General features: G+C 35.4%; 12 protein-coding genes. 5 read left to right on the top strand and 7 right to left on the bottom strand.

Annotated features, from left to right (window positions below; genetic code table 11):
* Positions 1 to 13: 13 nt before the first annotated feature.
* The 6 genes from AC6EI0_RS04100 to lysA form a co-directional block, all read right to left on the bottom strand.
* On the bottom strand, positions 14 to 514 hold the full coding sequence (locus tag AC6EI0_RS04100; RefSeq protein ID WP_498523176.1) for a hypothetical protein: 501 nt from the start codon (positions 512 to 514) through the stop codon (positions 14 to 16).
* The gene (gene trhO / locus AC6EI0_RS04105) at positions 511 to 1,470 is read right to left on the bottom strand and encodes an oxygen-dependent tRNA uridine(34) hydroxylase TrhO (protein WP_498523177.1); all 960 of its coding nucleotides are present in this window, start codon (positions 1,468 to 1,470) and stop codon (positions 511 to 513) included. Before trhO ends, AC6EI0_RS04100 begins: the two co-directional genes overlap by 4 nt.
* A 12-nt stretch (positions 1,471 to 1,482) precedes the next feature.
* On the bottom strand, positions 1,483 to 2,520 hold the full coding sequence (bioB, locus tag AC6EI0_RS04110; protein WP_498523178.1) for a biotin synthase BioB: 1,038 nt from the start codon (positions 2,518 to 2,520) through the stop codon (positions 1,483 to 1,485).
* A 94-nt stretch (positions 2,521 to 2,614) separates the two neighbouring features.
* Entirely contained in the window at positions 2,615 to 3,385 is a 771-nt protein-coding gene (uppS, locus tag AC6EI0_RS04115) for an undecaprenyl pyrophosphate synthase (protein ID WP_498523179.1), read from the bottom strand.
* Positions 3,382 to 4,284: a diadenylate cyclase CdaA gene (cdaA, locus tag AC6EI0_RS04120; protein ID WP_498523180.1), complete on the bottom strand. Its 903-nt coding sequence runs from the start codon at positions 4,282 to 4,284 to the stop codon at positions 3,382 to 3,384. The genes uppS and cdaA overlap by 4 nt, the downstream gene beginning before the upstream one ends.
* Before the next feature lie 29 nt (positions 4,285 to 4,313).
* Complete coding sequence (gene lysA / locus AC6EI0_RS04125; protein ID WP_498523181.1) at positions 4,314 to 5,678, bottom strand: diaminopimelate decarboxylase; 1,365 nt, start codon at positions 5,676 to 5,678, stop codon at positions 4,314 to 4,316.
* Positions 5,679 to 5,776: 98 nt separating this feature from the next.
* Between lysA and rimI the strand changes: the two genes are divergently transcribed.
* The 5 genes from rimI (at position 5,777) to AC6EI0_RS04150 (ending at position 11,674) form a co-directional block, all read left to right on the top strand.
* Positions 5,777 to 6,226 (top strand): ribosomal protein S18-alanine N-acetyltransferase, encoded by a 450-nt coding sequence (gene rimI, locus AC6EI0_RS04130; protein WP_498523182.1) that lies wholly within the window; start codon positions 5,777 to 5,779, stop codon positions 6,224 to 6,226.
* A 195-nt stretch (positions 6,227 to 6,421) separates the two neighbouring features.
* Positions 6,422 to 8,989: an ATP-dependent Clp protease ATP-binding subunit gene (locus AC6EI0_RS04135; protein WP_498523183.1), complete on the top strand. Its 2,568-nt coding sequence runs from the start codon at positions 6,422 to 6,424 to the stop codon at positions 8,987 to 8,989.
* Between the two features lie 19 nt (positions 8,990 to 9,008).
* A complete protein-coding gene (locus AC6EI0_RS04140; protein WP_498523184.1) occupies positions 9,009 to 10,127 on the top strand; it encodes an iron-containing alcohol dehydrogenase family protein in 1,119 nt (372 codons plus the stop codon).
* A 17-nt stretch (positions 10,128 to 10,144) separates the two neighbouring features.
* Positions 10,145 to 11,035, top strand: a complete 891-nt coding sequence (locus AC6EI0_RS04145; protein ID WP_498523185.1) for an alpha/beta fold hydrolase — start codon at positions 10,145 to 10,147, stop codon at positions 11,033 to 11,035.
* 6 nt (positions 11,036 to 11,041) lie between these two features.
* Complete coding sequence (locus AC6EI0_RS04150; RefSeq protein WP_498523186.1) at positions 11,042 to 11,674, top strand: hypothetical protein; 633 nt, start codon at positions 11,042 to 11,044, stop codon at positions 11,672 to 11,674.
* A gap of 5 nt (positions 11,675 to 11,679) precedes the next feature.
* Here the strand turns inward: AC6EI0_RS04150 and AC6EI0_RS04155 are convergent, their stop codons facing one another.
* On the bottom strand, positions 11,680 to 12,567 hold the full coding sequence (locus AC6EI0_RS04155; RefSeq protein ID WP_498523187.1) for a phosphatidate cytidylyltransferase: 888 nt from the start codon (positions 12,565 to 12,567) through the stop codon (positions 11,680 to 11,682).
* Positions 12,568 to 12,610: the final 43 nt, after the last annotated feature.

Consider the following 12,610-nt stretch of genomic DNA (forward strand, 5'->3'; position numbering starts at 1 on the left):
TAATAATCTGTAGCTACTCCCACCAACTTCTATAACTTCTCTCAAAAACTTTCTCACAATTACCTACCATAAACGCGCCTGCACCTCCCCAAACAAGTCTTAGAGGTAAATCCAAAGGAGAAGATCCAACTTTACGCACAAGATTAAAACCACGCCGACGAAAATAACGTTGCAAGATTTCATGCTGATTGTTTTCATCATAAATAGCCAATAACCTCGCACTTCGACATGGGGTCTCTTCTAAAGCCCAGGCCATAGTTGCCGCCCAGATTAAATCACCTACATCAGAGTTAACATTCTTACCAACCTTCATAGTGTCCAGCTGAAGTCCTTTAGTATTTTGATATGCCCATCCTTTCATTTCACCTAGTAATTGAATTTTTTCATTACTGGTTATTTCGCCAACGACCAGCTTAAAAGACCAAAGGCTGAGAGGTCTTCTAACTTGTATTCGCAGCAATAAACCTCTATCAGATGCTTCTTTTTCTAATAGAGTTAAATTAGGTTTAGTCATGAAGAAGGCCATATAGAATTCTCAGGTAGACGTTTCATTATCTCATCAATTTGTCGTTGTCTTTCTGCAAATCTAGCTCGATCGCTATCTGTAAATTTATCAACACAAGCATCACATTGTAAGCCTTTAATATACGTTGGTTTTTTCAAGTCCTCCGGAGAAATAGGCAATCCACAAGCATGACACATCCGGTGTGAACCTGGTAATAGCTCATGATCTAGAGAAACACGTTGATCAAAAACAAAACATTCACCATTCCATAAACTCTTTTCAGGAGAGACATCTTCTAAATATTTTAGTATTCCACCCTCAAGATGATGTACGTCAGGAAAGCCTTCATCTATCAAATAAGAGGTGGCTTTTTCGCATCTTATTCCACCCGTACAATACATTCCTATTTTTATCGATGGATTCTCTTCAATTAAAGGTTTTAAATATTTTTGCACCCATGCTGGAAATTCACGAAATGAACTGGTATGAGGATTCAGAGCACCTTGAAAATTTCCAATTTTTATTTCATACTCATTGCGAGTATCAATAACGACACTATCAGGATCTTCTAAAAAATCATTCCATTCATCAGCTTTTATATATTTACCAACAGATTTAGTAGGATTGATTTGTTTTAGCCCAATCGTGACGATTTCTTTTTTCTTGCGAGCCTTAAAGCGTCTAAATGCCTGTTTCCCAGTCCAACTATATTTAATATTGATATCCGAAACATTTAAAAGTTTCTTTAATGTCTCAACGAATTGAATAATAGCATCCTCATTTCCACAAACCGTACCGTTAACACCCTCAGAAGCTAATAAAATTGTTCCTTTTATTTCTTCACTCGTTGCTAAATTTGTTAATTCTTCTTTGATTAATAAAATTTCTTGATCCAGAATCGATATAAAGTTGTAAAACGCAGCCACTTTATATTTTAATTTTTTGAGGTTATTCTCTTTTTTCATACCTAATTATTATCAAGAAAAGTTAGCCGTAATCCCAGCATCAGCCAGAAGCTTGCGGTCTGCCTCTACCTCCGGATTGCTAGTAGTAAGAAGCGTATCACCATAAAAAATAGAATCAGCTCCAGATTGTAGACATAAAATCTGAGCTTCCCTACCTAATTGCTGTCTTCCTGCACTAAGTCTAATTCGACTTTTAGGCATAATGATCCTTGCCGTCGCGACCATCCTAACCATCTCTAATGGATCAATAGAAGATAGATCCTCCATAGGTGTACCCTCTACGGCAACCAAAGCATTTATAGGCACACTCTCAGGATGAGGATCTAAAGTTGCCAAAACTTTAAGTAAAGATGCTCTATCGGAAAGAGATTCTCCCATACCGATAATTCCACCACAGCACACTGTAATTCCAGCCATTCGTATTCTTTTCAATGTTTCAAGTCGATCTTGGTATGTTCTTGTTGAAATGATATTTGAATAATGTTCAGGACTAGTATCTAAATTATGGTTGTAAGCTGTTAAACCTGCTTCTGCCAACCTAGAGGCTTGAGAATCAGTAATCATTCCAGCAGTAACACAGGCCTCGAGGCCAAGTTCTCTAACACCTCTTACCATTTCAAGCATTGAATCAAATGCGCTCCCATCTTTGATCTCACGCCAGGCCCAACCCATACAAAATCTATCTGCTCCTGCATCTTTAGCAGCTCTTGCTTTGTCAAGAACTGACTTAACTTGAAGTGAAGGGGAAGGTTTAACTCTTGTTTCATTATGAACGGATTGAGGACAATATGAGCAATCTTCTGAGCATCCTCCTGTCTTTACACTTAGAAGAGAAGCAAGTTGGACTTTATAACCTGGATTATAAGATCTATGAACTATTTGAGCTCTCCACAACAAGTCCATTAATGGCAATTCATGTATCTCTTTGACCTCTTCTAAAGACCAATCATGCCTAATATCTCCTCCTTTTATTGAATTAAAATCTAAAAATAAATCATCTTTAATATCGAATTTATCAGATTCCTGAATATTAGGATTAATAAGAGTCATAAAAGAATTTAAATATAAAAAAATATAATTCCTATTTAGTTTTAGCTAATAATCTATAAAAAAACATATAAAGCAATATATTCAATTATTATGGTCATACGCCGCCAAATCGCCTTCTTCGAGATTGATAGTCAAGCAGAGCCTTAGTAAGAGTATCAGCGTTGAAGTCTGGCCATAATACATCTGTAACATGAATTTCAGCATAAGCTAATTGCCACAATAGAAAATTACTTATTCTTTTTTCACCACTAGTTCTAATAAGCAAGTCTGGATCGACCTCGCTTGCTGTAAATAATTCAGAGGCGAATAAATTTTCATCAATCAAAGAAGGCTCTAATTCACCTTTAACTGAACGTTCAGCCAACTTCTGTGCAGCTCTTACCAATTCACGACGTCCCCCATAGTTAGTGCAAACATTAAAGTGAATGCCTTTATTATGAGATGTTGATTCAACTGATTCTTTTATTAAGTCCTTTAATGCGTTGGGTAAAGGGTCAAGGTCGCCCAAGAAATTAATCTTTACTTCTTCTAGTTTTAAATTAGTCAATTCACGCTTGAGAACACTTTCAAAAAGTGTCATTAGAAAATTCACTTCTTCCCTAGGTCTAGACCAATTTTCAGTTGAGAACGCATATACAGTCAAAGCTCCTATTCCCCAGTGACTACATAAATGCAAAGTATTTTTCAAAGCCTCAACACCAGCAGTATGTCCAACCGTTCTAGGTAAACCCTTTAATTTTGCCCACCTTCCATTCCCATCCATAATTACCGCAATATGGTTGGGCATCCGGAGACTATCCAAATCTTTAGGTATTGGAGATACCTCTCCTGAATTATCAGTACTTATCACAGAAGGGTAAGTCAATTTAAAGACTCCTTGCCGTCATTGATTATCCCAAGATTAACTCTGGACTGAGAACTTTTAGGGTCATTATTAGCGGAAGATGTTTTCAATGAAGAATTAGGGCTGGTGGATTTCGTTGCAGATGGATTAGAAGGATCAAACAATTCTTGCAAAAGGTCAAGTAATCTACTGCTTGTGATAGGTCTTTCGAGTCGTCCTTGGCTAGCTAAAGATAAGGTACCTGATTCTTCTGAAACTACAACACAAATACATCGATCAAATCGTTCAGTTATTCCCAGAGCAGCAAGATGCCTAGTTCCATACCTACTAATACCTTGTCTTGAAAGAGGCAAAATTACCCCTGCAGAAATAATTCTATTCCCCTTTACCAAAACAGCCCCATCATGAAGAGGGGTGTCTGCGGCAAAAAGGTTTAATAGCAATTCAGATGATAATTGAGCATCTATTGGAACTCCTGGGAAGAGGAAATCTTCAGGACGTAAATCACTCCCCATATCAACAACAATTAGGGCTCCTTTTCTGTTTTGTGATAAACGACCAGCTGCTTCAGTTAATTGAGCGAAAGTATTAGAACTTGCCCTAAATTCTTTTTGAGTATTGCCAAGAATCACAGCTAATCTTCCAGTACCTAATAATTCCATTAATCTCCTTAATTCCCCTTGCCACAAAATTGCTAAAGATAATGAGCAGGCCAAAACCAAGGCATCAACAAGTTTTGAAGTAATTGGTAAATTTGCAAATCTCTGAACGAACCAAGCTAATGAAACCAGAAATAGATAACCTCTCAAAAGCCATAATGTTCTTTGCTCTTTAACTCTTGTAAAAAGAAGAACGCCAAGAGAAGACGCAAACAAGACATCAAGTAGGACACTCAAGTTTATAAGCCACCTAAAATTCACTCCTACTCCCCAACGTTATTTCAACTTACCTAATTCCGGCGAATAAAGCGATCAGGTAATACATCTAATTGCAATAGATCTTCAGGAAGTTCTCTCCTTTGAATTAACTCGGCAAGACCATCACGAACCATAATTGTGGCTGGTCTTGGAATTCTGTTGTAATTAGAACTCATTGAGTAGTTATAAGCACCAGTTCCAAAAACAGCCAGAAAATCTCCACTTTCACAAGAAGGAAGAAAAAAATCTTTTAACAAAATATCCCCAGATTCACAATGCTTCCCAGCAATAGTAACTTTTTCAAGATTTGTATTCAATGGTTTATCTACCAAGCTCGCACTGTATAGAGATTGATAAGTTATCGGACGAGGATTATCACTCATACCTCCATCAACAGATAAATAGGTTCTAACTCCAGGGACAACTTTTTTAGCTCCAATCTTATAAATAGTAAGCCCAGAATTAGCCACAAGAGATCTGCCAGGTTCACACATTAATCTTGGCAAATCTATATTTCTTTCATTACAAGCCCTGACAACAGCATTAGAAATAACTTCAATCCATCTTTCAATAGATGGCGGATTGTCTTCTTGGACATATTTAATACCTAGACCACCTCCTACATTCAGATCAGCTATTGGATGACCAATTTCCTTTGCAATCTTGAACGTGTCGACCATTACACCAGCAAGATCAACGTGAGGTTGAATTTCAAAAATTTGAGACCCTATATGAGCATGTAAACCAGTTAAATTTGCCCATTTATATGTTTTTAATTCTTCTAAAACTGACTTGATATCATCTGGATCAAAACCAAATTTGCTATCTAAATGTCCAGTCCTAATATATTCATGAGTATGGCATTCAATTCCAGGAGTAAATCTCAACATTAATTTTGCTGGTTTTTTATCGTTAGCAATATTTTTTAGCAACGTAATGTCATGATGATTATCTAAAACAATCGTCACGTTATTTTTATAGGCAAAATTCAACTCATCGTAAGATTTGTTGTTTCCATGAAAGACGATATTTTCCCCTTTTATTCCTCCTTTCAGGGCAGTAAGTAATTCACCTTCCGATACTGCATCAAGGCCAAAACCCTCAGAGGCAACTACGGCACAAATTGCTAATGAGCTATTTGCTTTTGAAGCATAAAGAGGAAGAGTATCTCCTGGATAATGCTTTTTCAAAGAAGAGACATAGGTTTTGCATGCCGTCCTAAGTGACAACTCATCAAAGACATAAAGAGGTGTTCCATATTTTTCTGCGAGTTCACTAAGTTGACATCCACCAACTAATAATTTTTCACTTTCATTAATTTCCGAAGAAATTGGGGATATGTTTAGATTTGGACTATGAATATCCCTATTGGGTTCAAAAGCTTTTGAGCCTTGCATGGAAAAATTTTCACTTGAATATTTAGCCAATCTAGAGATCAATCAACCAATTGGTATTCTTTTTAAAGAAAGAAGGATCAATCAATTAAAAGTTGCATATGAATTTCGAAATAATTGAACTTGGGATGATGCATATAAATGATTGCTTGGAACTAGACCAAAAATCATTAAAAGGTCTTTGGACTAAATCTCAATGGGAAAGAGAATTAAAAGATTCTAAAAGGATTTGTCTAGGAATAATGGACCTAAAAACGAAAAAAATTTTAGGTCTTTGTTCTTCATGGTTAGTATTAGACGAATTACACTTAACTTTAATTGCCGTTCATCCAATACATCAAAGGAAAGGACTAGGTAAATTTCTCTTGTCAGATTTAATCAAACGTTCAAAGTCTTTACGAACAAATCAAATACATTTAGAAGTTAAAGAGACAAACGAGCCTGCCAAAGCTTTATACAAATCCATGGGCTTTAAAACTATAGCTAGTAGATCTAACTTTTATGAAGATGGAACTAGTGCTCTACTTCTTACAAAAGAAACCAATAATTAACAAAAAAAAGCAATACTTCAGTACGGTTTACCGAAACAAAACACAAATAAATCGATCATTCTTTGCATCAATTAATACTTTTAATTATTTTTCAACGAACACTTAATATTTACCCTTTATAAAAAAAAACCTAACCGTACACATTTCACACTTAACCCTGATAAATTAGAAACAACAGTAAATGGCTAAAGCTAAATGTTTGAGAGGTTTACAGAAAAAGCTATAAAAGTCATCATGCTTGCTCAAGAAGAGGCAAGGCGCCTTGGGCACAATTTTGTTGGAACAGAACAAATCCTTTTAGGTCTTATAGGAGAAGGAACTGGTGTTGCCGCAAAAGTTCTTAAATCAATGGGGGTAAATCTTAAAGATTCAAGAGTAGAAGTTGAAAAAATAATAGGAAGAGGATCTGGATTCGTTGCTGTAGAAATACCTTTTACACCAAGAGCAAAAAGAGTACTTGAGCTTTCATTAGAAGAAGCTCGACAACTAGGTCATAATTACATTGGTACCGAACATTTATTACTTGGCCTAATTAGAGAAGGAGAAGGAGTTGCAGCAAGAGTTCTTGAAAATCTAGGTGTTGATCTAACTAAAGTCAGGACACAAGTTGTTCGAATGCTCGGTGAAACCGCTGAAGTTACAACTGGTGGAGGGTCATCAAAAGGATCAGCCAAAACTGCAACACTTGATGAATTTGGAACAAACCTTACCAAATTAGCTAGCGAATCAAAGCTTGATCCTGTAGTTGGGAGGCATTCTGAGATTGATCGTGTAATTCAAATACTTGGAAGAAGGACAAAAAATAATCCTGTTCTAATTGGAGAGCCTGGAGTAGGAAAGACAGCTATCGCCGAAGGCTTAGCTCAGAGAATTCAACAAGGCAACATTCCAGACATTCTCGAAGAAAAAAGGGTTCTAACACTTGACATTGGTTTACTTGTCGCTGGGACAAAATACAGAGGTGAATTTGAAGAAAGGTTAAAAAAAATTATGGAAGAAATAAAATCTGCTGGAAATGTAATTCTTGTTATTGATGAAGTTCATACTTTAATAGGAGCAGGTGCTGCTGAGGGGGCAATCGACGCTGCAAACATATTGAAACCAGCTTTAGCGAGAGGCGAACTTCAATGTATTGGAGCTACAACGCTTGATGAATATCGCAAGCATATAGAAAGAGATGCTGCTTTGGAACGTAGATTCCAACCAGTAATGATTGGAGAACCTTCAATAAAAGACACAATAGAAATCCTTAAAGGATTGAGAGAGAGATATGAGCAACATCACAGATTAAAAATTACTGACGAAGCACTAGATGCAGCCGCCAATCTTGGGGACAGGTACATATCAGACCGTTTTTTACCTGATAAAGCTATAGACCTAATAGACGAAGCAGGGAGCAGAGTTAGATTACTCAATTCAAAATTACCACCTGAGGCAAAAGAAGTTGATAAAGAATTAAGGGAAATACAAAAGAGCAAAGAAGAAGCAGTAAGAGATCAAAATTTCACCCAGGCAGGTGAACTTAGGGAAAAAGAAGTCGAACTTAGAGACAAAATTAGAAATCTTTTGCAAAATATTAGACAAAAAACCTCACCAAATTCTGAGGTTAGCCCTATTGATAATCAGAATAAAACCGATGAAAGTGCTGATCAATCAACTAATCAGTCAGATGAATCAAAAGTATCTCAACCAATAGTTAACGAGGAAGATATTGCTCATATTGTCGCATCTTGGACAGGCGTTCCCGTTCAGAAATTGACAGAGAGCGAGTCTGTCAAACTTTTAAATATGGAAGATACCTTGCATCAAAGATTGATTGGTCAAGACGAAGCAGTCAAAGCGGTTTCAAAAGCAATTAGGAGAGCAAGAGTTGGTCTTAAAAATCCAAACAGACCAATTGCCAGTTTTATTTTCTCTGGCCCAACTGGAGTCGGAAAAACTGAACTTACTAAAGCTCTGGCGGCCTATTTCTTTGGAAGTGAAGAAGCAATGATACGCCTAGATATGTCTGAATTCATGGAAAGACATACTGTTAGTAAATTGATAGGTTCGCCTCCTGGCTACGTGGGTTTTAATGAAGGTGGACAACTTACTGAAGCTGTAAGAAGAAGACCCTATACAGTTGTTTTATTTGATGAAATAGAAAAAGCACATCCAGATGTCTTTAATCTGCTCCTTCAATTACTTGAGGAAGGAAGATTAACCGACTCAAAAGGAAGAACTGTTGATTTCAAAAATACCTTGATAATAATGACTTCGAATATTGGGTCTAAAGTTATCGAGAAAGGTGGTGGTGGATTGGGATTTGAATTCTCAGGGGAGAATTTAGAAGATACTCAATACAACAGGATTAAATCATTAGTAAATGAAGAACTAAAACAATATTTCCGACCTGAATTTCTTAATAGATTAGATGAAATAATTGTGTTCAGACAACTAACTAGAAACGAAGTGAAAGACATCGCTGAAATAATGTTAAAAGAAGTATTCTTAAGGATAAAAGAAAAAGGAATATCATTAACTGTCTCAGATGATTTCAAAGAAAGATTAGTTGAAGAAGGCTACAATCCATCTTACGGGGCTAGACCTTTAAGAAGAGCAGTAATGAGGTTATTAGAAGATAGCCTTGCCGAAGAAGTTTTATCTGGAAGGATAAAAGATGGAGACAAGGCAGAAGTTGACATTGATGAAAGTAAAAAAGTAATAGTCAAACATCTTGGCAAAGATAGCTCTACACCAGAATTAGCCAGTGCTGCTATTTAACTTTCAATAGAAAAGTTTAATGTCTATAAATAATCACAGTATTTCACCTTCAAAGGTTGTTAGGGGAGAGGGAGCATGGATTAAATCCCTTGATCTAATAACCATACTTTGCAAAAGGCCTTTAATAATAGGTAGAAGTAGCTCTACAAAAAAAATAAGAGCTTCTTTCAAAAAAGATTTACTTTTAAAAGGTATTCAACCAATCTCTTTCGAATTAGATCATGATTGTTGTGAACTAGATATTCAAAATGCATGTCTACTCTCAAAAAACAACAAATGTGATGGGATCATTGCAGCAGGAGGAGGGAAAGTACTTGATGCAGGGAAATTAATTGCTGATTTACTCGGCATCAATTGCATAACCGTGCCATTAAGCGCTTCAACATGTGCTGGATGGACTGCTTTATCTAATATTTATACTCCCGATGGCAAATTTGTAAAAGATGTAACTCTAAAAACCTGCCCAAGCTTATTGATCTTCGATCACACAATTGTCAGAGATGCCCCACCAAGAACTCTTGCTAGTGGCATAGCAGATGCCGTAGCAAAATGGTACGAATCTTCCTTAACAAGCAGTAAAAGCCAAGACGGTTTTGTGCAACAAGCAGTTCAGATGGCTCGGGTTTTAAGAGATCAATTATTATTAAATGGCCACCAGGCTTTCACAGATCCACTAAGCAATTCTTGGAAAACTGTTGCAGAAGGATGCGCTCTGACTGCTGGGATAATTGGAGGGCTTGGTGGTGCAAAATGCAGAACTGCAGCAGCTCATCCCATTCACAATGGTTTAACACAACTTGCATATACAAGCAAACCACTTCATGGAGAACTTGTTGGATTTGGATTACTAGTGCAATTAGATCTAGAAGAGAAAAATTCAACAAGTCAATTACCAAAACAAGCTAAAAAACAGCTTATAAATTTCTTCTCAGAACTAAATCTTCCTATTTCAATTGAGTCAATTTGTCTTAGAGATACTACCTCGAAAGAACTACATAAAGCCTGTGAATTTGCCTGTAAAAACAACTCAGATATTCATCAATTACCTTTCCAAATAAATGAAAAAGATCTTTTTGAAGCAATTCAAAGTTATCAACCCTTGCCTAAAACCTCCAAAATAATAATAAAAAATAATTAATATCATTGAATCAAGAAGTGAATAAAAATATAGATAAAACAAATGCATCGAAGGCATACATTAATAAAATTCGAAACAAAATTATTGACAAACAAGCAAGTAAACTTTTTGAAGATCTTAAATGGTTAAGACTTGAGAATGTTTCACGGAATCCATCTGATCTATTTCCAACAGTCTTAACAGGAAAAGGAGAAAAAATACTTCTAATCCATGGCTTTGATAGCTGTTTTCTTGAATATCGACGTCTCACACCATTTCTAAAGAAAAATAATAAATTAATAATTCCAGATCTATATGGCTTTGGATTTTGTCCTAGATCTAATGGTAACAAATATGGCTTTAAATATTTAATGAAACATTTGAATTATGTTTTGAACTATTTCTCAGAGAATCAACCCATAGGAGTAATAGGTGCCTCAATGGGCGGGGCTTTAGCTCTAGAGCTCGCAAGACAAAACCCAAAGAAGGTAAATAAGTTACTGCTTTTATCACCAGCGGGATTGGCAGGAAAAAATCCAAAAATACCTTGGCCCTTAAATCATTTTGGGGCCTTTTTCCTTGGTCAGCCTTTTGTTCGCAGGGGGTTATGTAGACAGGCATTCGCAGATCCGAGAAATAGTGTTGGTCCTGCAGAAGAACAGATCGCATCCATTCATTTAAAAGTTCCTGGATGGCAATCATCCCTAGCAGATTTTGCAGCCGATGGGGGAGTTTCTGACTGCGGACTCCCAAAACCAACTCAACCTCTCAAAATTATTTTGGGGAAATATGACAGAATCATTCCCAAGAATGAAAAGGAGGAAACCTACAGGAACTATAAACAAGAAATAGAAATAGCATCAAATTCAGGACATCTTCCACACTTGGAAGAACCAAAGTTAGTTGCTGATTTTTGGGGAAAATTATAAAACAAAATGATAGTCAAGCGGATTCAAGGAAAAGGAATTCTTGCTAAATTATCAGAGCAATGTGTAAGGATCTTAATACTAAAAGAGTGTAAAAGAATTAACAATCTTAAAATAAATATTATCTCAAGTTCTGCTAAAATAATAAAAGGAGAAATACAAAAAATTGATATTTTTGCTGAAAATATTAATTACAAAGATCTTTTATTCGACAAACTTGAAGTGGAAGCTGATAATATTAAAATAATTTTTAAGTTAACCAATAAAGAATTATACTTTAAGAAAAATCCTATAATAAAATTCAAAATTTCTTTATCTCAAAAATCACTAAAAGGAATTTTATCTTCTGATAGCTGGTATTGGATTAGTGAAGTGATTAGCAACGAAGTCTTAAATCAAGAGAAATTAGAAGATATAGAAATAATCAATGATGAATTATTAATTAAAGCCTCTGAAAAAAATATCACTAAAAATAAAGAAGAAAAGATTAATATTAAAACTGAAAAAGGGAAAATCTACCTGCGAAAGAAAGGCAATAAAAAGAGTATTCAGATACCAATTGAAGATAAAATATTTATTGAAAATATATATATAGAAAATAATTTAATTAATATTATTGCAAATTCTCCTATTAGTATATAATTATTTCAAGAAGTAATTAATGGTGATAATAAAATTACTATATAAAAAACAATTGCCGGAGTAAATAAATAGCTGTCTATTCTATCAAGAATCCCCCCATGACCAGGTAAAAAATTACCTGAGTCTTTTAATCCTGCGTTTCTCTTCAACATCGATTCTGTAAGGTCTCCTACGAGAGAGAACAATGCTACTAAAACACCAATAAATATTCCAATCAATATTCCAAATTCCCATCTAAGTAGATAACCAAAAAAGGCTCCTATAATTATTGAAAAAGAAAGTCCCCCTATGACACCTTCTATAGTTTTAGAAGGTGAGATTGGAGATAATAAGTGATTACCAAATTTCTTACCTACAAAATAGGAACCTATATCAAATCCAACGATCATAAAACAAGTAGAAAAAGTTATTAGCATTCCAAAAGTAATAGATGTTGGCCAGTCAATGGGTATCAAGTTAAAGTTATTTGTTAAATCACTTTCTAAAAGATTTCGTAACTTAATCCAATGACTTGGTAAGAATCCTAAGTAAAATAAACCGAAAATTGATGCTGCCACATCAGCAATGGAACCAGTTATTGGTTGTAGCAACAACCAACCACAAATAGCGGCACCTGACAATGGCAAAATAGCATCTGATATTTCAATTGAGATATATCCAAGAGAAGATAGTTGAGTGAAGAAAAGTAATATTTGGCAGGCCAATAATGTGGTCTTCGTAGCTGGCCTTATCCCCGTAAACTCTGCCATCCGAAAAAATTCTAGAAGAGCCAAATGAACAGTTAAACTTATTGCAATAGAAAACCACCAATCACCTAAATAGACTATTAAAAAGCCAAAAGCCCCAACTAAAAGTCCACTTAATAATCTCTTTTTCGAAACAGTTAAAAACATTAAATTAGATGAAAAAAATATAGATTTCTTCTACAAAACATAC

Source organism: Prochlorococcus sp. G5PB11 (assembly GCF_059772425.1).